Origin of the sequence: Streptosporangium sp. NPDC050855 (assembly GCF_044456585.1) — a bacterium.
Taxonomy (GTDB): Bacteria; Actinomycetota; Actinomycetes; order Streptosporangiales; family Streptosporangiaceae; genus Streptosporangium; species Streptosporangium longisporum.
Window position 1 is genome coordinate 121,898 of record NZ_JBITFY010000008.1, and the last position, 20,284, is coordinate 142,181.

Below are 20,284 nucleotides of genomic sequence, written 5' to 3' on the forward strand. Positions count from 1 at the left end.
GGTCTCACGACCGGCGTCTCAGCTCACCCACCCGGCGCGACATCAGCTCCCGTTCGGCCGGGTTCGTCGCCAGCTCCAGAGCCCGCTCCGCCGCCGTCAGCGCCTCTGCCGGACGGCCGAGCGCGGCCAGCAGGTCGGCCCGGGCCGCGTGCCACAGGTGGTAGCCGGCGAGCCGGTCCCCGAGCGCGTCGACCTCGTCCAGCGCCGGGGCCGGGCCCACCGCGAACCGCGTGGCCACCGCCCGGTTCAGCAGCACCACCGGCGACGGGTCCAGCGCGTACAGCCGGTCGTACAGCGCCCGCACGTCGGTCCAGCCGGTGGCCTCGTACGAGGTGGCGAGGGCGTGCAGCGCGGCGATGCCGGCCTGCAGCTGGTACGGCCCGGTCCGGCCCTGGCGCACCGCCGCCCGCAGCCGCAGCGCGGCCCGTTCGATCGCCGCCCTGTCCCACAGGCGCCGGTCCTGCCGGTCGAGCAGGACGATGCGGCCCCACGAGTCGAACCGCGCGCCGGCACGGGCGTGGTGCAGCTCCAGCAACGCCGCGAGGCCCGCGGCCTCCGGCTCACCGGGCAGCAGTCCGGCGAGCCGGCGCGCCAGCTCGACCCCCTCGAGGGCCAGCTCGCGCCGCTGGGCGGACCGGCTCGCGGACAGATACCCCTCGTTGAACACCAGGTAGATCACCGAGAGCACGGCCGGCAACCGGTCGCCGTACTCGTGCGGCTGTGGCACCTCGAACCGGACGCCGCGCTCCCGCAGCCGGCGCTTGGCCCGGGAAAGCCGCTGCGCCATCGTCGTCGGCGGCACCAGGAACGCGGCGGCGATCTCGGCCGTGCTCAGGCCACCGGCGGCGTACAGCGTCAGCGCGACCCGGGCCGGCTCGGCGAGGTCCGGGTGGCAGCACGCGAAGATCATGGCCAGCCGATCGTCCACGCCCGGTTCCGGCGGCGGTTCCGCGGCCAGCCGTGCCACCTTCTCGCGGCCGACGGCGTCGCGGCGCAGCCGGTCCAGCGCCTTGCGCCAGCCCGTGGTGACCAGCCAGCCGGTGGGGCTGTCGGGCACCCCCTCACCGGGCCAGCGCTTGAGCGCCTCGGCCAGCGCGTCCGACAGCGCCTCCTCGGCCCGGTCGAAGTCGCCGAGACGCCTGCTGAGCGCGCCGAGCATGCCGGCCGCGTCCGTCCGCCAGATCCGGTCCAGCAGTTCCGCCACATCACCCACCCCACCAGGGTGCAGCACCCGCGGGACCGAGACGTCCCTTCCCCGCCCGTGACCCTCCGCCCGGGGCCGCGCTCTCGGCTCACCGCGGTGACCTCGCGCGGCTCGGCGCTGCTCCGACGCCACCCGGCCGACGGCGGAGAGGCTCATGCGTTCCGCGCCAGCCGGGCGGCCCGGCCGTGGAGGTAGCGCTGCTGCGGGATGCTGGTGCTCCGCCGGGCGGCCTCGGCGTACGCGGTCCGGGCGGCCTCGACGTCCCCGGCCATCTCCAGCAGGTGGGCCGACACGGCGTGAAACCGCGGGTGGTCGGCGATCCGCGGGTCGGCGGCGACCTCGGTCAGCCGTGCCCTGGCCACGTCGGCGCCGTCGGCCATGGCCATGGCGACGACATGGTTCAGCGCGACCACCGGATTGTCCGACACCCGCAGCAGCGCCTCGTACAGCGCCCGGATCTGGGCCCAGTCGGTGGCCTCGGCCGTCGGGGCCTCGTCGTGCAGGGCCGCGATGGCGGCCTGGATCTGGTACGGCCCGGGGTTGTGGTGGGCCACGGCGGCGGTGAGCAGGGCGACGCCCTCGCGGATGTACGCGGCGTTCCACCGGCCGCGGTCCTGTTCGTTCATCGGCACCAGGTCGCCGTGCTCGTCGGTCCGGGCCGGCCGGCGCGCGTCGGTCAGCAGCATCAGCGCCAGCAGGCCCGTGACCTCGTCGTCGTCCGGCAGGCTCCGGTGCACCATCCGGGTCAGCCGGATGGCCTCCGCGGTCAGGTCGCCGCGCTGCAGGTTCTCCCCGGCGGTGGTCGCGTAGCCCTCGTTGAAGATCAGGTAGAGCACCTGCAGGACGACCCCCAGGCGCTGGGCGTAGGCGTCGCCACCGGGCATCGAGAAGCGCGCGCCGCTGTCCCGGACGGCCTTCTTCGCCCGGGTGATCCGGCGGGTCATCGTCGCCTCGGACACCAGGAAGGCCCGGGCGATCTCGGCGGTGGTCAGCCCGCCGACCGCTCGGAGGGTGAGGGCGATCTGGGCCGCCGGGTCCAGCGCGGGGTGGCAGCACAGGAAGAGCAGGACCAGGCTGTCGTCCTTGTCCGCCGGGACGGCCTCGTCGACCGCGGCCGTCTCCAGGGGATAGGTCCACGCGGCCGCGGTCTCCTCCCGCCGCCGCCGGGCCAGCTCGGCCCGTAGCAGGTCGGTCATCCGGCGCGAGGCGACCGTGGTCAGCCAGGCGCGCGGGTTGTCCGGTACGCCGGAGCGGCTCCACTCCGCGGCGGCCTGCAACAGCGCCTCCTGGGTGGCGTCCTCGGCCACCGCGAACTGCCCGTACCTCCGGACGAGCGTGCCGAGCACCTGGGGCGCCAGCCGGCGCCACAGGTCCTCGGTCACTTCGGTCCCGGTCATCGCCTCAGACGTCGTCGGCGACGTACTCGTCGATCGGGCGGACGTCGGCGAACGCCGCGGCCCGGACGTGCTCCGGTACCGGGCAGTTGGCGAACTCGGCCGCGATCTCGGTGGCTCGGTCGAAGCTGTCGCACTGAACGATCCAGTAGCCGGCCAGCACCTCCTGGGTCTCGGCGTACGGGCCGTCGGTGACGATCGGCGCACCGGCGGAGCCGTTCTGCACCCGGCGGGTGTGCACCGGCGCAGCCAGGGCCCGGGTCTCCACCAGTTCGCCGGACTCGGTGAGCCGCCGGTTGAGTTCGCCCATGAAGGCGCCCATGGCGGCGAAGTCCTCCGGGGTCCACGCGGGAAGGCCCGTGTCCTGGCCGGCCATGCCGTCGTAGTCCTGCTGCGAACCGTAGGTCAAGATCATGTACTTCATCGTCCGTGGTCCTCTCGTGTCGTCGCGGTGGTCAGCGGGTCGGAGTGGGGCGGCCGAGCCGCCGGGCCGCCAGCCCGACGAAGCCGAGTTGGAGCACCGACGCCACGACGATGCGGATCGGGAACGAGTCGAGATGGGGAAAGGCCACCAGGGCGATGACGATCGGCACCGCCGCCACGCAGGCCCGGGCCCAGCCCCGGTCGGCCCGGCGGGCGAACCGCGTACGCAGCACGAAGCATAGGGCGATCCAGGCCGTGACCACCACCAGGTGGCCGGCCTCGTGCAGGACGCCGTGCCAGCTCAGCACCGGCGTCCCCTCCGGCGCCCCGGCCGGGAAGCCGGCTCCGGGGTCGGTCGTGAACACACCGGCCGCGATCAGGCCTCCGCCGATCACGGCGGTCAGCCGGGGGATCCAGCGGGCGCCCGGGCCGTCCTTCAGGGTCCGGCGAAGACCCGCGGCGCAGCCGATCATCAGGCCGCCGGTGACGCAGAAGGCGGCGATCTGGACCCAGCCGCCCTCGCCCAGGGCGAGCAGGCTCACGGGATGGCGGGTGAAGTCGTAGCCGTCCCTGACCAGGCCCTGAACCAGCCAGGTCAGGCCGAGCACGGGCCCGGCGAGGAGGCCGGCGGTCAGCAGCCGGTCGGTTCGGGTGCCGTCCGCGGTGGACGGAGTGGTGAGAGTGGTCATGCCTCGACTCCTCGGACGATGGACGCCGGTCGCGTCCGGTCATGGAGTAGTCGAGGCCGGATCTCGGAATCGGACAGCCAAGTCGTCACCACCTGGGGCGCTCCCCGGTCTGCTCAAGCGCGTGATGGTGGATGCCGACGTAAGGGGTTGCGCGGCCCTGTTGCCATGCTTCCGTGCTGTACGGCACGCCGCCCCGGGCTACGGCACAGCCGCCCGATCACCGCTCGGCGTACAGGATCTCCAGGGCCTGTGGCACGTCAGTGACGACAAGATCAGCGTCGTGGTCGTGGTCAGGCCACCTACCTCGGTCGCCCCCCGCCCCGTGGCCCTCCGCCCGGGCCCGCGCCACGAGCCCCGAGGCGGCCCCGGTCCCCGCGGCGCCGTGCTGAGAACGATCACGAGGTGGTGAGAGGCCCGTGCCGGACGGCCGGCGCCGGCACGAGGGCCACGGTGGCGGGATGTTCAGCGAACGGTACGGAAGAAGGTGCGCAGTTCGTCCACGAACAGGTCGGGGACCTCGAGCGCGGCGAAGTGCCCGCCGCGGTCGTACTCGGCCCAGTGGGTGATGGTGTTGAGCGGTTCGGCGAATCGGCGGATCGCGACGTCCTCGGCGAAGTTGGCCACGCCGGTGGGCACCCGCGAAGGTGTGGGCCAGTCACCGGTGTGCATGGACTCGTAGTACATCTGCGCCGAGGAGGTGCCGGTGTTGGTCAGCCAGTAGATCATCGCGTGGGTGATGACGTCGTCGGGCCCGATCGAACCCGCGGGGTGGGCCCAGTCGTGGAACTTCTCGCCGATCCAGGCGAGCTGGCCGAGCGGGGAGTCGGCCAGGCCGAAACCGAGCGTGTGCGGGCGCGTGGCCTGGATCTGGAAGTAGCCGTTGCCCTCGGAGAGGAACCGGTTCATCCGATCGAGCCGGATCTGCTCGGCGTCGGTGAGCTCCGTGCCCTCCGGCACACCGCCGAACGGGATGAACCCGACGGTGGCGGCGTTGACGTGCACGCCCGCGACGTGCTCCGGATCCACCCGGCCGAGATCGGGTGCGATGAACGCGCCGAAGTCACCGCCCTGTGCCCCGTACCGGTCATGGCCGAGCCTGGCCATCAGCTCGGCGTAGGCGGTGGCGATGCGGCGTGAGTCCCAGCCCGCCGCGGCCGGTCCAGTGAACCCGAAGTTCGGGTGCGACGGGATCACGAGGTGGAAGGCGTCGTCGGGATCGCCGGGGTCGGTCAGCGGCCCGATCACCTCCAGGAACTCCGCGATCGACCCGGGCCAGCCGTGCGCGAGGAGCAGCGGGAACGCCTGCCGGTGGCGCGAGCGGACGTGCAGGAAGTGGATGTCCTGCCCGTCGATCAGGGTGGTGAACTGCGGGTACCGGTTGAGCCTCTCCTCGGTGGCACGCCAGTCGTACGTCGTCGTCCAGTACTCGATCAGATCCTTCAGGTGGTCCACCGGCACGCCACGGCTCCAGCCCACGCCGGGAATCTGGCGGGGCCAGCGAACGGCCGACAGGCGCCGCCGCAGATCGTCCAGGTCGGCCTGCGGGACGTGGACGCGGAACGGCTTGATCTCGCTGGTCATGAAACGGCTCCTTCTGGTCGGCGTGACGTGCTCGGCCTCGCGTACGGGGTCGGCGCTCTGGCCGCGCCCGGTCGTCGGCCCCGGTCGTCGGCCCCGGTCGTCGGCCCGCTCCGAGGCCGGGACGACCGTGATCGTGGGCACAGAGCGGGTCGACACCATCGTGTCGGCCAAGGAGGTCAGCCACGGTCCTCGTTGACGTGCACAATGCAGGAATGCTCGAAACATCCGCCCGCCTGCTCCGACTGTTGTCGTTGCTGCAGCAACACCGGGACTGGCCCGGTCCGCAGCTGGCCGACCGGCTGGGCGTGACGGTGCGTACCGTGCGCCGTGACGTCGACCGGCTGCGCGAACTCGGTTACCCGGTGCACGCCACGATCGGGAACGTCGGCGGGTACCGGCTGGAGGCCGGGGCCGCCATGCCCCCGCTGCTCCTCGACGACGAGGAGGCCGTCGCGGTCGTCGTGGGACTGCGCACCGCGGCGAACGGTACGGTCGCGGGGATCGAGGAGACGTCGGTGCGGGCCCTGGCGAAACTGGAACGGATCATGCCGTCACGGCTGCGGTACCGGGTCTCGGCGTTGGACGCGGCCACCGTGGCGCAGCACCGGCCGGGCGCGGTGGTCTCGGCGGAGACGCTGACCACGATCGCCGCGTCCTGCCGCGACCACCAGCGGCTGCGCATGGACTACCGCGACCACGACGGTGCCGACACCGTCCGTACGGTGGAGCCGCACAGGCTGGTCCACGCCGAGCGCCGCTGGTACCTGGTCGCCTACGACCTCGACCGGGCCGGCTGGCGGACGTTCCGGGTCGACCGGCTACGGCCGCGGACCCGGGCCGGTCCGCGCTTCACACCGCGCGAGCCGCCGTCCGGCGACATCGGCGGGTACGCGTCCTGGGCCGTGGGGGTCGACCGCTACCGCTACCGGGCGCGGTTCACCATGTACGCCGCGGCCACGCAGGTGGCCGAAAGGGTGCCGTCCGACGCGGGGACGGTCGAAGCCGTCGACGAGCACACCTGCACCCTGCGGGCCGGCTCGAACTCCCTGGACGGGCTCGCCCTGTACGTGACCCTGCTCGGCTTCGACTTCACCGTCCACGAACCGGCCGAGCTCGTCGAGCACTTCGGGACGTTGCACGCGCGCATCGGCAACGCGATCGGGAAGCGGGGTGAGGGCGGCCCACCGGCCGGATGACCGGGCGGCCCGGCCTGCGTCGCCGACAGCGCCGTCCCCTGCTTGTCACCCGATCAGGACGGTGGCATCACGCCGTCGGGCCGTGTCGGTGGCGTACGTTCCGTCGAGATCGTAGGTGCGTCCCGGTGGGTGATCGAGGCGACCTGTCCGCCGGCGGCCGTTGTGGAGGCCGTTCTTCTCCGCCCGTCCCCACGTAGTCGGTCCGTTGATTCATCGGTCGGGTCCGGCCGCACGCCGGCCCTCCCGGACATGCCGCGTACGCGGGGAGGGGACGTCATTCCACAGCGGACGGCCAGGCCCACCCGTTCACGGCCGACCGGTGAGGATCACCAGGCAAGATCGTCGTCGGTCCTCAACGGGGAACGACCTGCGCCCGGACCCCGGGCAGGTCGTCGAACGCGGCGGACGAATCCATCGCGATCACGACTCTGGCGGTGGTGGCCGCCGTCGCGGCGATCAGCAGATCGTACGCTCCCCGCGTCTTTCCCGACCGGCGCACATGCGCCATGAGACGAGCGTGAACCCTGGCGACGTCCACCGTGTACTCCTCGACCGGGATCAACGCCAGAACCTCGTCCACGAAAGCCTGTCGCCCGGGACGGCGCGCCTCATCCGCCAGCTCCACGCCGACGAGCAGCTCGGCCACGGTGATCGCGGCGACCGCCACATCGTCGGTATCCCCGATCACCGCGTCCACGGAGGCCTTGCCCCGCTCCGCCGCGATCAGTACGCCGGTGTCCAGGATCAGACGTCGGGCCACGTGCTCCTCATCTCGTCGTCGACGGCCTCCCGGGCCGCCGCGACATCGGCCTCGAAATCGGCGTCCAGCGTCTCCGCGGCTCTGGCCAGGAAGGCTTTGACCACACGTCCCGGCGCCGTGGGCGCGGGACCGATCACCGCGATCCGCTTACCTCCCCGAGTGACCACGATCGTCTCCCCTCGCTCTGCCTCGTCTAGAACGACCGCGAAGCTTCGGGACGCCTCGGTGGCAGTCATCACCTTCATGAAATCAGATTATCTGATTCTCGGTGAGGATTCGCTGATTGTTCTTACCGGCTGTTGAACACCTTGGACCACAGTGAACAGGGCATGTGATTGAGAAATTAAAAAAGCCCCGAACGATAGTCGCTCGGGGCGTTCGTGCTGCTCAGTTGCTGTGGTCAGGGGCGGGGTCGAACCGCCGACCTTCCGCTTTTCAGGCGGACGCTCGTACCGACTGAGCTACCTGACCTCGGTGGTGGATCGAACACCTACCAGAGCGGTCCTGACGGGACTTGAACCCGCGACCTCCACCTTGACAGGGTGGCGAGCACTCCAAACTGCTCTACAGGACCTTGCTTGCCGGGGCTTTGCCCCGTCCTTCTTGCCGTGCTTAGCCTACCAGTTTTCCGGAGGTCTTCGACCTGCCGTTTCCCCGGTGAGCCTTGGCCCGGCCGTGCCCCCAACGGGATTCGAACCCGTGTCGCCGCCTTGAAAGGGCGGTGTCCTAGGCCACTAGACGATGGGGGCTCGGGACTCGCGTCCCGTTCCTTCGCCGTGCTCCGCTGGAGACCTCTGAAGCATAGGGGACTTTTGCCTCGATGCCAAAGCGGTTTGCGGTCACGGTGTCGGTGTGACGCTGACGGACCCCGTTGGAGACGGAGCGGTCGTCGGCACAGGAGAAATTGTACGGCCAGGGTCGGCCTCGACGTGACGCTGGATCTGAACCGACTGCTCGCCCAGCCCCCCGAGGGTGATGTCGTCCCAGGCCCGCAGGCGGTGCGTCTGCGCGTCGAAGTAGAGGACCGAGGCCTCCACCGGGGTCGGCTCGTCGTGTTCGAGGGCCCGCAGGCCGGCTCCGCCGGTGGATCCCTGGACCAGGACCCGGGTCCCGGAGGGCAGCAGCTCGGTGGAGCGCTGGTGCGAGTGACCGGTGAGGACCAGCGAGGCCGAGCCGGAGAACCCCCTGGCGATCGTGGGGTCGTGCACGGCGACCAGGTCGACCTGTTTGGGCAGCCGCGCCAGCCTGGCGGCGTGCGTACGTCCCAGGGCCGCCAGGGATTCCAGGTTGGAGTCGACCGGGACGGTCTTGTCGGGGGTGAAGCGGGGGTCGCCGAGGCCGTAGACGCGCAGCCCGGCCACGGTCGCGGCCTGGCCGTCGAGGACGACCGCCCCCTTCTGCCGGGCCACGGCCCGCTGGGTGGTCGCGGAGTCGTGGTTGCCCCTGACGAAGACGTACGGGACGCCGAAGGTGCCGATCTCCTCGACGAACCTGTCCTCGGGGCCGGTGCCGTGGTCGGTCAGGTCACCGGTGTCGACGATCGCGTCGATCTTGAACTGGGCGGTGACCGAGCGGATGAGGTTCCACGCGATGGGGCTGAGGTGGATGTCGGAGACGTGCAGCACCCGGATCGAGGTGGGGTCGGCGTCGTAGACGGGCAGGGCCGAGACCACGTCGTAGAGCTGGGAGACGTTGTTGACCAGCTTGGCCAGCTGCACCCGGTAGGACTCGAACCTGGTCACGATCGACTCGGCGTCGCCGACCAGGGAGGGCGCCCCGGCCAGCAGCCCGGTGTACTTGGGCTCCACCACCGAGTCGGGCCGGAAGGTCAGGGCGACGGCCGCGCCCGTACCGGCGATCGCCACGGCGACGCCCGTCAGTCCGGCCAGGGCCGGTCCGGGCCTGCGGAAGACGATCAGGGACGCGACCAGGGCGCCCGCCAGGCCGCAGAACGCGGCGCGCGCGACCAGCGTCCTGACCCCGGCCCCCAGCTCCTCCTCCAGGAGCGCGGGAAGCCGGTCCGCGGAGAACCTGGGGTCGTCCAGGAAGCCCCGCGCCCGGTCGGGGTTGATGTTCTCCAGGGTCACCCGCAGGCCCACCGGGGCGTTGTGGGTGTCGAACAGCAGCGTGCCGAACGGGTGGGCGTCCACGACGGTCTCGCCGCTCCAGGAGGGCTCGGCCGACATGCCCAGCTCCACCGGGCCGACGTTGGACCGTACGGTCCCGCCGAGCATGATGCCGAGCCAGGTGCCGGCCAGGGCGACGGCGGCGACGGCCACGGCGCGCGCGACGCCGCGGGCGATCCGCCCGCCGGCGAGACGGCGGGCCCGGGGGGCCAGATCAGTGAGTTTCATTCGCCTCCACCTCTACCCCGGAATACGCGGGCAGAATGACATGTGTGATCGAGATCTCGCGGGAGAAGTTCGAGGAACTCGTGGCCGAGGCTCTGGACAGCATTCCCCCCGAGCTGACGAAGGTCATGGACAACGTGGTGCTGGTCGTCGTGGACGATCCCCCCGAACCAGGACTCCTAGGTCTGTACACCGGCATTCCGCTCACAGAGCGCGGCGACTGGTACGCGGGAGTGCTACCCGACCGGATCGAGATCTACCGGGGGCCGATCTGCGCGATGTGCGAGACGGAGGACCAGGTCGTCGAGGAGGTACAGATAACCGTCGTTCACGAGATCGCTCACCATTTCGGGATCGATGATGACCGGCTGCACGAGCTGGGTTGGTAGGTACCCCCGGAACACGCACCAAATGCCACCGTTCTCGAAATGTCGTCGCTTATCGTTACGGTTTGCATGCGTTTGATTGCTTTAGGTTGCGCGCGGGCCTCACAGAAGGCACCGTAGGTCACACGGTGAACACCCACAGTCAGTGTGCCTGCGAACTCAGCGGAGTCCTATGGCGGCCACCAAGTCCGGCCGACTACCCGGTCGGCACCGCCGTCCGGCGGAACGCCGAGCGACCTACGGCGAGGTCATCGCCATCAGGGAGTTCCGCGCGCTCTGGATCGGCCAGGGGCTCTCCCTGCTCGGCGACCAGCTCTCGCGGGTCGCGCTGTCCGTCCTCGTCTTCGAGCGGACGGACTCGCCCCTGGCGACGGCGTCGGTCTACGCCCTGACCTACCTGCCGCCGATCGTCGGCGGGCCGCTGCTCGCGGGCCTCGCCGACCGCTACGCCCGCCGGCGCGTCATGATCACCTGTGACCTGCTCCGGGCCGCCCTGGTCGCGCTCATGGCGGTCCCCGGCACCTCGTTCTCGGCGCTGTGCGTCCTGGTCTTCTGCGTGGTGCTGCTCAGCGCGCCGTTCTCCGCGGCGCGGGCGGCCCTGCTGCCGGAACTCCTGGAGGGCGACCGCTACGTCGCGGGCTCGGCCCTGCAGAACATGACCAACCAGGGCGCGCAGATGCTGGGCTTCACCCTCGGCGGCATCCTGATCATGGGGATGGGCCCGTACCGGGCGCTGGCGCTGGACTCGGCCACCTACCTGGCCTCCGCGCTCATCCTCGTCGCGGGCGTACGGCGGCGTCCCGCTCCCGGCTCCCCCGACGAGAACCGGCCCTCGATGTGGAAGATGACCCGCGCCGGCGCCGTGCTGGTCTTCGGCGACCCCCGGCTGCGGACGCTGGTGCTGTTCGCCTGGCTCTGCGGTTTCTACGTGCTGCCCGAGGGGATCGCGACCCCGTACGCCGACGAGCTGACCGGTGATCCGCGGCAGCTCTCCCTGGTGACCGGCCTGCTCATGGCGGCCATGCCCACCGGGACGGTGGTGGGTGCGTTCCTGTTCAGCCGTTACGTCAGTCCGTCGAACCGGTTGCGGTCGATGGGCTGGATGGCGATGCTGACCTGCGCGCCCCTGATGCTCTGCGCGGCCAGGCCGCCGCTCGTCGTGGTCCTGCTGCTCTGGTTCACCTCGGGGCTGGGCGGGGCGTACCAGCTCGCGGCCAACGCCGCGTTCGTGCAGTACGTACCGGCCGGGCAGCGAGGTCAGGCCTTCGGGCTCGTCCAGTCCGGCCTGCTGGCCTCCCAGGGCATCGGCATCCTGATCGGCGGGGTCGCGGCCGACCACCTCGGCCCGGAGATCGTGGTGGCACTGGCCGGCGCGGCCGGGCTGGTGACCGCGGCCGCGCTGGCCGTGCTCTGGAGGCGGTCCCGCAGGGAGGTCATCGAGAGGGTTCGCGTGGAGGCGAACACCTAACTCAGCCCTGGGGACGGAGGTCGTCGCCCTGCCTGGGCGCCTGGTACGGCGCCGGGGTGACGACGGGCTCGGGGGCCGGCGGGAAGGGTTCCTGGTGGGTGGGGTGGTCCGGGGCCGTCCGGTGCGGGGCGCGCTGGCTGGTGGCCTTGGCCCAGCTCTGCTCGGCCTTGGTCCTGGCGTCCACCCAGATCGGGTTGTCCTTGTTCTTGTCGATCACGTCCTGCAGGACCGACCGCTCGTGCCCCTCCTCGGGCAGGAGCACCCAGCCGATCGCGTAGACGGCCACGCCGAGCCCTCCGAAGAAGGTGGCGACGGCGAGGGCCGCGCGGATGATGTTGGGGTCGATACCGGTGTACCGTCCGAGACCGGAGGCCACACCCGCGACGATGCGCCCGTCCCTGGTCCGCTGGAGCTTCTTGACGCCTGAGAAGTCGTTTTCGTTCATGTATCGAGAATGCCCGGCCGAGGGGCGGTCCCACATCGGGATTCCCCCTGGCAGGACCCTGACATGCACCCCGTCCGGGGCCGCAATACCCTGACAGGGCCGACGAGAGAGGGACACCATGGACGATCTCCTGCGCATCGACGACGAGCTCTCCGAGGAGCAGAGGCTCATCCGCGACACCGTACGGGACCTCGTCGCGGACAAGGTGCTCCCGTACGTCGGTGACTGGTTCGAACAGGCGGCCTTCCCCGCCCGCGAGCTGGCCCCGGCGCTCGGCTCGCTCGGCCTGCTGGGCATGCACCTGGACGGGTACGGTTGCGCGGGCCTGGACGCGGTCTCGTACGGCGTGGCCTGCCGCGAGCTGGAGGCCGGGGACTCCGGGCTGCGGTCGTTCGTGTCCGTCCAGGGCTCGCTCGCGATGTTCCCGATCTGGAAGTACGGCTCGGACGAGCAGAAGGAGGAGTGGCTCCCCCGGATGGCCTCGGGCGAGGCGATCGGCTGCTTCGGGCTCACCGAGCCCGACCACGGTTCCGACCCCGCGGGCATGCGCACCCACGCCGAGCAGGACCCCTCGGGCGACTGGATCCTCAACGGCGCCAAGATGTGGATCACCAACGGCTCGATCGCCGACGTCGCCGTGGTCTGGGCGCAGACCGGGGAGGGCGTCCGCGGCTTCGTGGTACCGGCCGGCACCCCGGGGTTCACCGCCCCGGAGATCCACAAGAAGATGTCCCTGCGGGCCTCGGTGACCTCCTCCCTCTACTTCGACGACGTCCGCCTGCCCGCCTCGGCCGTCCTGCCCGGCGTACGGGGGCTGAAGGGCCCGCTGTCGTGCCTGTCGGAGGCCCGCTTCGGCATCGTCTGGGGCGTGGTCGGCGCCGCCCGCGCCTGCCTGGAGGCGGCCGTCGACTACTCCACCTCCCGCGTCCAGTTCGGCAGGCCCATCGGCGGCTTCCAGCTGACCCAGGAGAAGCTCGCCTGGATGTACGTCGGCCTGGGACAGGCACAGCTCACCGCACTGCACCTGGGCCGCCTCAAGGACGCGGGGACCCTCACGCCGCGTCAGGTGAGCTTCGGCAAGCTCGCCAACGTCCGCGCCGCCCTGGACATCGCCCGCCAGTCGCGCTCCATCCTGGGCGGCAACGGGATCACGCTGGAGTACCCGGTGATCCGGCACATGAACAACCTGGAGAGCGTGCTGACCTACGAGGGCACCCAGGAGATCCACACGCTGGTCCTCGGCGAGGCCCTGACCGGCATCGCCGCCTACCGCTGACGTCCACGCGGACCGGCGCCCGGACGGGCCGGTCCCGTCCTCGCCACCCTGGTCACCGCGGGACGGTTCCACACTCGCCCCTCAGGTCCCACGGGACGGCGACGCCCGCCCGGGGTCACCTCGGGCGGGGATGCCTCTGGGGCAGGCCGGAGGGCCGCCACTCGGGGGTCTCGGCGGCCTTGCGGAGCTCGTCCTCCCAGGAGGCTCCGCAGGCCATGAAGAAGCGGAGCAGCTCGGCGGTGGCGCGGGCGTCGGCCAGGGCGGCATGGGCACGGGTGAGCGGGATGCCCGCGCGCTCGCAGCACGCGGCCAGCGTCCACCTGCCCTCCGGCAGGAAACCGGGGGCCAGCCGCTGCGTGCACAGGGTCTCGCTCACCCACTCGCTGCCGGGAAGCGGCCGCAGGAAGCGCAGGTCGAAGGAGGCGTTGTGGGCCACCAGGACCCGGCCGGCGACCCGCCGCCAGATCTCGTTCAGCAGCTCCTCGATCATCGGCGCTCCCGCGACCATCGCGCCGGTGATCCCGTGGACGTGCACGGCTCCGGTGGGGCGGCGGGGGTCGACCAGCGAGTGCCACTCGTCGACGGTCTCGCCCCGGGCGTCCAGCGAGACGAGCGCGATCTCGCAGATCCGGTCGCCCCTCGACGGGGAGAATCCGGTGGTCTCCACGTCCACCACGACATACCCTTGCCGCGTGGAGACGGTGGAGACGTGGGCACCGCGGGCGGGCTCAGGCCCCGAGCTCGTCATGCCTGCCACTCTAGGAGCCGTCCCGACCCTCCACCTGCCGTTCCGCAAACAGGTGACCTTGAATGGGCCTGGCGACGGACGTTAGTGGACACTATCCTCGGTACGCTGTCACCTGCGGGGCGTTAGCTCAATGGTTAGAGCTGCGGACTTTTAATCCGTAGGTTCTGGGTTCGAGTCCCAGGCGCCCTACCTCAATGACCTGGGCAGACTCCCTATTTTCATGATCGGGAAGTCTGCCCGGTTGCATTTCCGGCTGCGGTCACGGCCGGTCCGTCGCCGTCAGGGGATCCACCGTGCCCGCCCCCTCCGGCCCGCCGCCTCGATCGAGGGCGTCTCGGTGATGCGGGTGTACCGCTCGGTCGCGGTGAGCGGGGAGTGGCCGAGGACCGCCTGAATCACCCGGATGTCCACTCCCAGTTCAAGGGGACGGCACTCCGCGCCACCGCAGACCCCTGCCACCCACCCCGCCGGGCACCATCGCGCAACCCGATCGGTTGCAGTTCCCCGGGATCTTCCGGTACTCGAATGGCTTCTAGACGGTGGTACTCATCCTCTGCGTTGCGTCACCGGGATTCTCGGTGCGAGTTACGGTGGCAAGAGCCAGGAGGACGCCCCACGCGACGACCGATATCGCGACCAATGAGTTCCACCAGTTCGGTGTCAGCCAGGGAAAAGAGCCGACGATGAATGCGGCTGCGGCAAAGATGCCGACGGCTCGCCCGACCGGTCCGGCGCGTGTCGACCAGCCGAGCGCGACCGCAGCAACGGCGAAACCCAGGAACGCCAGATGCAGGGCGCCGAACGCCGAACTGACGACCAGCGCTAGAGCCTCGGCTGACAGCTGAATCTCAGACACCGGGTAGACCAGACGCCCCACTGCGAGCAGCAGGACGACGAGGGCGACGAGGGCGGCCGTGAGAGCGGTCAACCCTCTGCCTCCCGCAAACGGGTCGCGTCCTCGGAGCGGTGTGAATTCCTCGACGAGGCAGGTGCCGCAGATCTCGGGCGGCCTCGGTCACGGATGCCAAGGCCGGCTCCTCGGCCGGACGAAGCTGTGCGGGTGGGTGGAGTAGTGCGCGGCGGAGGTCCTGCAGAATGCGTAGGCCCTTGCTGGTCAGGGCGAAGTCGGGCGTTCCCACCGAACGAAGCCGGTGATCTACCCTTCGCCACGACAGGGACCGCGTGCCGCGGGCGTGCCGGGCGCAAGGGGAACGAGCGGAGAACCAGGGGAGCAGCGGTGTCCTCTCGGTTCGTCTCAGCTTCCTTACAGGATCTTCCGCGTACATTGCGGGAACATGGCGAACACGCGGCGCGCCGCGGGGGTGCGGGGGCCGGGGGCGGCGGGGTGGCGTCGCGACTTCCGGTTGCTGCTCGCCGCGCGGGTCGTCTCCTCGGCGGGAACCGGCTTCGGGCCGGTCGCGCTCGCGTTCGGCGTCCTCGGCCTGCCCGGGGCCGACACCGGCACGCTGTCGCTGATCGTGGCCTGCCAGACGGTTCCCCATCTGCTCCTGGTCCTCCTCGGCGGCGTGCTGGCCGATCGCCTCCCGAGGACCGTCCTGCTGGCCGCCGCGGAGGTGACCGCCGGGCTCGCGTGGGGCGGCATGGCGGTCATGGTGGGCACCGGCGCCGCGCCCGTCCCCCTTCTGTCGGCCTGCGCGGTCGTCGCCGGTGTGGCGGCCGCCCCGGTGGGACCGGCGTTGACCGGGATGGTGGTGCACGTCGTGCCCGCATCCGAGCGGCCCCGGGCGAACTCCGTGCTGCGGTCCGCCACGTACACGGCGCGGACCGCAGGACTCGTCGCCGCCGGTCCGACGGTGGCGTGGGCCGGTGCCGGCTGGGCGCTGGCCGTCGACGCCGCCACGTACCTGCTGGCGGCCGTGCTCCTCGCCGCGCTGCGGCCGGCCGTCCCGACCTCGGCTTCGACCTCGGTCTCGGTCTCGGTCTCGACCGAGACCCCGGGGCCCGGTCTCGCCGGGGAGCTCGTCGCGGGGTGGCGGGAGTTCACCGGCCGCCAGTGGCTGTGGGTCCTCGTCACGGGCTACTCGGTCGGCTACGCCGTCACCTCCGCCGTCACCGGGGTGCTCGGGCCGTCGGCCGCCCAGTCCTACCTGGGCGGGCCGCGGGCGTGGTCCGCGGTCCTCGCAGCTCAGGCCGTCGGCACCCTGGCCGGTGCGTTCGTCGCCCGCTGGGTCCGGCCTCGTCGTCCCGCCCTCGTCGCGGCGCTGCTCCTGCCCGCCGGTGCCGTCCCCATCGCGTTGCTGGCGGCCGCGCTGCCCGCGCCGGTCGTGGTCGCCGGTGCGGTCGTCGCCGGTGTCGGCGGCGGCCTGCTGATGGTCCTCGCGGACACGGTCATCCAGCAGCACGTTCCCGCTCACGCGGTGTCGAGGGTGAGCGCCTACGACTGGTTCGGATCGCTGGCGCTCGCTCCCGTGGCGGTGGTGGCGGCCGGTATCGGGGCGCGAGAGCTTGGTCTCCGGCCCACTCTCGCGGGGTGTGCCGTGCTCGTCTGCGCGGCCGCCGCGTTCACCGTCTGCGCGCCCCAGGTACGCACCCTGAGGTCGGCTCCCCCCGGACCCGAGCAGACGGGAGGCGGTCCGGCGACCGGCGGGCCGGCCGGTTGACGCGGTGTGGGCGACGCGGGCGGACCACCCCGGACGCCAAGGACATCCCGGGAAGGCCGGTGGCCCCCCCTTGAACACAAGGACACCTACGACACCAAGAACATCCCGGACAGGCCGGACACCGGGCGGCGCGGTCTCCCCGGTGAGGAGCGGCACGACACGGCCGCTAGTCGGGCCCGGCCAGGACCATCGTCCCCGGTCCCTGCGCGGCGCCGGGGCCGGCGACGACCGTGATCGTGTCCGCGTCGGCGGGGCCACCGCAGTGCGGGCACGTCACGGTGGGCGTGAACCGCTCGCCGCAGGAGTGGACCAGCAGGGCGGGTGGCCCGCCGGGCGGCGTGGACCACCGGTCGCCCCAGGCCATCAGTGTGATCAGCGCGGGCACGATGTCGCGTCCCGCCTCGGTCAGGTGGTACTCGTGGCGGACCGGCCGTTCCTGGTAGGCCACTTTCTCCACCACGCCCGCCGCCTGCAGGCGGTCCAGGCGCTGGGTGAGCAGGTTCCGCGAGATCCCGAGGTCCTCGCTCAGCTGGTCGAAGCGGCGCAGCCCGAGGAACAGGTCCCGCAGGATCAGCGGCGTCCACGGCTCGGCCACCACGCCGACGGCCTGCGCGATCGAGCAGTGCATCTCCCCGAACCTGTTCATGACCCCAGCATAGTCAGTTGCTAAAGTGAACCCACTCAGTTCATTTTCAGGACTCACCGGAGGCTCCATGAACGCCATCACCCAGCGCTACCGCGAGGCCGGCGAGGCCAGGGACGTCGACGCCCTGATGTCGACACTCGCCCCCACGGTGGTCTTCCGCTCCCCGCTCAGCGGCAGGGCCGGCTTCGCGGGGCACGCCGAGGTCCGCCGGCTCTTCGGTGTCGCCCTCGGAACTCTGCGGGACCTTCGCTATCACACCGACGTCGGCGACGACCGCACCCGCATGCTCGCCGCCACCGCCCGTCTCGGCCACCACGAGCTGGAGGAGGCCGCCCTGGTCCGTCTCGGCGACGACGGACTGATCGAGGAGGTCACCATGTGGGTCCGGCCGTTGCCCGCGCTCACCGCGCTGATGGCCGCGCTGGGACCCGGCCTGGCCAGGGCCTCGGGCAGGCCCGCGCTGGCCGCGTTCGTCGGCGCCTCGGTGAGGCCGCTGGCCTTCATGACCGACTTCGGCGACCGTACCCTGGTCCCCCTCGTCACCCCGAAGAGCGGCTGATCTCGGCCCGGAGGCCACCGACCTGCGCCCGGGAGGCCGAGGGTCTCCGCTCGGAAAGGCCACGATCTCCGCCCGGAAGGCCGAGGGTCTCAGCACGGAAGGCCGACGGTCTCAGCATGGAAGGTCACGGTCCCCGCCCGGAGGCCGCGGGTGACGACGTCACGCTCATCCGGTCGGTCACCGGGTCCCGGCGACGGGCGAGCCCGGTCGGCCGTGGTGGCTCGACCGGGCTCGTCGGGTGGAACGGATCAGGCGGAACGGATCAGGCGAGGTCGAACCGGTCGAGCTCCATGACCTTGGTCCAGGCCGCGACGAAGTCGTTCACGAACTTGTCGGAGGCGTCCTGGCTGGCGTAGACCTCGGCGAGGGCCCGCAGCTCGGAGTTGGAGCCGAAGACGAGGTCGACCGCGGTGGCGGTCCACTTCACCTCATCGGTGTTCACGTCCCGGATCTCGTACACGTGCTCCTCGGACTCCGACGCCTTCCACCGGGTGCCCGGGGAGAGCAGGTTGGTGAAGAAGTCGTTGGTGAGCACGCCGGGCCGGTCGGTGAGGACGCCGTGCCGGCTGCCGCCGAAGTTGGCCCCGAGGGAGCGCAGGCCGCCCAGGAGGACGGTCATCTGGGGCGGGGTCAGGTTGAGCATGTAGGCACGGTCGACGAGCAGCGTCTCCGGCTGGATCTTCACGCCGTCGGCCAGGTAGTTGCGGAACCCGTCGGCGCGGGGCTCCAGGACCTGGAAGGACTCGACGTCGGTCTGCTCCTGGGTGGCGTCGGTGCGACCCGGGCGGAACGGCACCGTCACCGTCACGCCGGCGTCGCGCGCCGCCTTCTCGACGGCGGCCGAGCCGGCCAGCACGATCAGGTCGGCGAGCGAGATCTTCGCGCCGCCGGCCTCGTTGAACTCGCGCTGGATGCCCTCGAGGGTGTCCAGGACCTTTCCGAGCTGCTCGGGCTGGTTGACCTCCCAGTTCCGCTGCGGCTCCAGGCGGATCCTGGCGCCGTTGGCGCCGCCGCGCTTGTCGGTGGACCGGAAGGTCGCGGCGGAGGCCCAGGCGGTGGAGACCAGCTGGGCGGTCGTGAGACCGGACTCCAGGACCTTGGCCTTCAGGGCGGCGATGTCGTCGTCACCCACCAGCTCGTGGTCGACGGCCGGCACCGGGTCCTGCCACAGCTGGGGCTCGGGGACCCACGGTCCGCGGAAGCGGCTGACCGGACCCATGTCGCGGTGCAGCAGCTTGTACCAGGCCTTGGCGAAGGCCAGCGCGAACTCGTCGGGGTTCTCCAGGAAGCGGCGGGAGATCTTCTCGTACGCCGGGTCGACGCGCAGCGACAGGTCGGTCGTGAGCATCGTCGGCTTGTGCTTCTTCGACGGGTCGTGGGCGTCGGGGATGATCGCCTCGGCGTCCTTCGCGACCCACTGCTTCGCGCCGGCGGGGCTCGTGGTGAGCTCCCACTCGTGGCCGAAGAGGATCTCGAAGAAACGGTTGCTCCACTGCGTCGGCCGGTCGGTCCACGTCACCTCGAGACCGCTGGTGATCGTGTCCTTGCCCTTGCCGGTGCCGTAGGTGCTCAGCCAGCCCAGCCCCTGCGTCTCCAGCGGCGCGGCCTCGGGCTCCGGCCCCACGTGGCCGTCCGCGGGCCCGGCGCCGTGGGTCTTGCCGAACGTGTGGCCGCCGGCGATGAGGGCGACGGTCTCCTCGTCGTTCATCGCCATCCGCTTGAAGGTCTCGCGGATGAAGTACGCCGCCGCGAGCGGGTCCGCGCTGCCGCGGGGCCCTTCCGGGTTGACGTAGATGAGGCCCATCTCGGCCGCGCCGACGTCCGGCGCCATCTCGTTGTCGGCGACGTAGCGCTCGTCACCCAGCCAGGCGTCCTCCGGGCCCCAGAAGATCTCCTCCGGCTCCCAGATGTCCTCGCGGCCGAAACCGAAGCCGAAGGTCTTGAAGCCCATGGACTCCAGGGCGACGTTGCCGGCCAGCACGAGCAGGTCGGCCCAGGAGATCTTCTGGCCGTACTTCTGCTTGACCGGCCACAGCAGCCGGCGGGCCTTGTCGAGGTTGGCGTTGTCGGGCCAGCTGTTGAGCGGGGCGAAACGCTGGGAGCCGTCACCGGCACCGCCGCGACCGTCGTGGATGCGGTAGGTGCCCGCGGCGTGCCAGCTCATCCGGATCATCAGGCCGCCGTAGTGGCCGAAGTCGGCCGGCCACCAGTCCTGCGAGGTGGTGAGAACCTCGGCGATGTCCCGCTTGAGGGCCTCGACGTCGAGCTTCTCGAGCTCCTTGGCGTAGTCGAAGTCCTCCCCCAGCGGGGTGCTCTTGGAGGAGTGCGAGCGCAGGATCGACAGGTCGAGCTGGTTGGGCCACCAGTCCCGGTTCGTGTGCGGGCGACCGCCGGTCTTCGGGGTCGGCGAGTCGATGGCCGGGTTCTCGCTCTCGCTGCCGTGCGCGGTCACGGAGTCGTGCGCGACCGGGCAACCGCCTGCTGCACCCCCGCTCTTCGGGTCGAAGCCGGTCGCGTCGTTGTTCTCGGTCATGAAA

The 20,284-nt window shown here is 71.3% G+C and carries 20 protein-coding genes and 4 tRNA genes; 8 read left to right on the forward strand and 16 right to left on the reverse strand.

What is annotated here, in order from left to right; all coding sequences use genetic code 11:
• Positions 1–4 precede the first annotated feature (4 nt).
• The 5 genes from ACIBCT_RS17640 to ACIBCT_RS17660 all read right to left on the reverse strand — a co-directional run bounded on the left by ACIBCT_RS17640 (position 5) and on the right by ACIBCT_RS17660 (position 5,291).
• Entirely contained in the window at positions 5–1,213 is a 1,209-nt protein-coding gene (locus tag ACIBCT_RS17640) for an RNA polymerase sigma factor (protein ID WP_399189654.1), read from the reverse strand.
• A 143-nt stretch (positions 1,214–1,356) separates the two neighbouring features.
• A complete protein-coding gene (locus ACIBCT_RS17645; protein ID WP_399189656.1) occupies positions 1,357–2,601 on the reverse strand; it encodes an RNA polymerase sigma factor in 1,245 nt (414 codons plus the stop codon).
• Between the two features lie 4 nt (positions 2,602–2,605).
• A complete protein-coding gene (locus ACIBCT_RS17650; RefSeq protein ID WP_399189658.1) occupies positions 2,606–3,013 on the reverse strand; it encodes a YciI family protein in 408 nt (135 codons plus the stop codon).
• A gap of 40 nt (positions 3,014–3,053) precedes the next feature.
• Positions 3,054–3,710, reverse strand: a complete 657-nt coding sequence (locus ACIBCT_RS17655) for a DUF998 domain-containing protein (RefSeq protein ID WP_399189660.1) — start codon at positions 3,708–3,710, stop codon at positions 3,054–3,056.
• 462 nt (positions 3,711–4,172) lie between these two features.
• Entirely contained in the window at positions 4,173–5,291 is a 1,119-nt protein-coding gene (locus ACIBCT_RS17660; protein ID WP_399189662.1) for an epoxide hydrolase family protein, read from the reverse strand.
• Between ACIBCT_RS17660 and ACIBCT_RS17665 the strand changes: the two genes are divergently transcribed.
• Positions 5,290–5,487, forward strand: coding sequence for a hypothetical protein (locus tag ACIBCT_RS17665; protein WP_399189664.1), 198 nt, complete (start codon positions 5,290–5,292; stop codon positions 5,485–5,487). The genes ACIBCT_RS17660 and ACIBCT_RS17665 overlap by 2 nt on opposite strands.
• Before the next feature lie 16 nt (positions 5,488–5,503).
• On the forward strand, positions 5,504–6,487 hold the full coding sequence (locus ACIBCT_RS17670; protein ID WP_399189666.1) for a helix-turn-helix transcriptional regulator: 984 nt from the start codon (positions 5,504–5,506) through the stop codon (positions 6,485–6,487).
• A 352-nt stretch (positions 6,488–6,839) separates the two neighbouring features.
• Here the strand turns inward: ACIBCT_RS17670 and ACIBCT_RS17675 are convergent, their stop codons facing one another.
• From ACIBCT_RS17675 to ACIBCT_RS17700, 6 genes are all read right to left on the reverse strand, one after another.
• Positions 6,840–7,247: a PIN domain-containing protein gene (locus ACIBCT_RS17675; RefSeq protein ID WP_399189668.1), complete on the reverse strand. Its 408-nt coding sequence runs from the start codon at positions 7,245–7,247 to the stop codon at positions 6,840–6,842.
• Positions 7,232–7,492 (reverse strand): type II toxin-antitoxin system Phd/YefM family antitoxin, encoded by a 261-nt coding sequence (locus tag ACIBCT_RS17680; protein WP_399189670.1) that lies wholly within the window; start codon positions 7,490–7,492, stop codon positions 7,232–7,234. Before ACIBCT_RS17680 ends, ACIBCT_RS17675 begins: the two co-directional genes overlap by 16 nt.
• 152 nt (positions 7,493–7,644) lie before the next feature.
• A tRNA-Phe gene (locus ACIBCT_RS17685) sits at positions 7,645–7,718 on the reverse strand.
• A gap of 28 nt (positions 7,719–7,746) precedes the next feature.
• Positions 7,747–7,821 (reverse strand) — tRNA-Asp (locus ACIBCT_RS17690).
• 102 nt (positions 7,822–7,923) lie between these two features.
• A tRNA-Glu gene (locus tag ACIBCT_RS17695) sits at positions 7,924–7,996 on the reverse strand.
• 90 nt (positions 7,997–8,086) lie between these two features.
• Positions 8,087–9,601, reverse strand: coding sequence for a metallophosphoesterase (locus ACIBCT_RS17700; protein WP_399189672.1), 1,515 nt, complete (start codon positions 9,599–9,601; stop codon positions 8,087–8,089).
• 35 nt (positions 9,602–9,636) lie between these two features.
• Here ACIBCT_RS17700 and ACIBCT_RS17705 point away from each other — a divergent pair, with 35 nt between their 5' ends.
• Positions 9,637–9,987 (forward strand): metallopeptidase family protein, encoded by a 351-nt coding sequence (locus ACIBCT_RS17705; protein WP_399189675.1) that lies wholly within the window; start codon positions 9,637–9,639, stop codon positions 9,985–9,987.
• Between the two features lie 169 nt (positions 9,988–10,156).
• Positions 10,157–11,452: an MFS transporter gene (locus ACIBCT_RS17710; RefSeq protein ID WP_399189677.1), complete on the forward strand. Its 1,296-nt coding sequence runs from the start codon at positions 10,157–10,159 to the stop codon at positions 11,450–11,452.
• Position 11,453: 1 nt separating this feature from the next.
• Here ACIBCT_RS17710 and ACIBCT_RS17715 read toward each other — a convergent pair whose 3' ends face one another.
• Complete coding sequence (locus ACIBCT_RS17715) at positions 11,454–11,897, reverse strand: PspC domain-containing protein (RefSeq protein ID WP_399189679.1); 444 nt, start codon at positions 11,895–11,897, stop codon at positions 11,454–11,456.
• A gap of 118 nt (positions 11,898–12,015) precedes the next feature.
• Here ACIBCT_RS17715 and ACIBCT_RS17720 point away from each other — a divergent pair, with 118 nt between their 5' ends.
• Entirely contained in the window at positions 12,016–13,173 is a 1,158-nt protein-coding gene (locus ACIBCT_RS17720; protein ID WP_399189681.1) for an acyl-CoA dehydrogenase family protein, read from the forward strand.
• Between the two features lie 115 nt (positions 13,174–13,288).
• On the opposite strand, the gene ACIBCT_RS17725 is transcribed toward ACIBCT_RS17720, so the two are convergent.
• Positions 13,289–13,921: an exonuclease domain-containing protein gene (locus ACIBCT_RS17725; protein WP_399189683.1), complete on the reverse strand. Its 633-nt coding sequence runs from the start codon at positions 13,919–13,921 to the stop codon at positions 13,289–13,291.
• Positions 13,922–14,037: 116 nt separating this feature from the next.
• Between ACIBCT_RS17725 and ACIBCT_RS17730 the strand changes: the two genes are divergently transcribed.
• Positions 14,038–14,110 (forward strand) — tRNA-Lys (locus tag ACIBCT_RS17730).
• A 343-nt stretch (positions 14,111–14,453) separates the two neighbouring features.
• Here the strand turns inward: ACIBCT_RS17730 and ACIBCT_RS17735 are convergent.
• The gene (locus ACIBCT_RS17735; RefSeq protein ID WP_399189685.1) at positions 14,454–14,849 is read right to left on the reverse strand and encodes a hypothetical protein; all 396 of its coding nucleotides are present in this window, start codon (positions 14,847–14,849) and stop codon (positions 14,454–14,456) included.
• 367 nt (positions 14,850–15,216) lie between these two features.
• Here ACIBCT_RS17735 and ACIBCT_RS17740 point away from each other — a divergent pair, with 367 nt between their 5' ends.
• The gene (locus tag ACIBCT_RS17740) at positions 15,217–16,542 is read left to right on the forward strand and encodes an MFS transporter (protein WP_399189687.1); all 1,326 of its coding nucleotides are present in this window, start codon (positions 15,217–15,219) and stop codon (positions 16,540–16,542) included.
• Positions 16,543–16,708: 166 nt separating this feature from the next.
• Here the strand turns inward: ACIBCT_RS17740 and ACIBCT_RS17745 are convergent, their stop codons facing one another.
• Positions 16,709–17,188, reverse strand: a complete 480-nt coding sequence (locus tag ACIBCT_RS17745) for a winged helix-turn-helix transcriptional regulator (protein WP_399189689.1) — start codon at positions 17,186–17,188, stop codon at positions 16,709–16,711.
• A 67-nt stretch (positions 17,189–17,255) separates the two neighbouring features.
• On the opposite strand from ACIBCT_RS17745, the gene ACIBCT_RS17750 reads away from it, so the two are divergent.
• Positions 17,256–17,747, forward strand: coding sequence for a nuclear transport factor 2 family protein (locus tag ACIBCT_RS17750; protein WP_399189691.1), 492 nt, complete (start codon positions 17,256–17,258; stop codon positions 17,745–17,747).
• 262 nt (positions 17,748–18,009) lie between these two features.
• Here ACIBCT_RS17750 and katG read toward each other — a convergent pair whose 3' ends face one another.
• Positions 18,010–20,280: a catalase/peroxidase HPI gene (katG, locus tag ACIBCT_RS17755; RefSeq protein WP_399189693.1), complete on the reverse strand. Its 2,271-nt coding sequence runs from the start codon at positions 20,278–20,280 to the stop codon at positions 18,010–18,012.
• Positions 20,281–20,284: the final 4 nt, after the last annotated feature.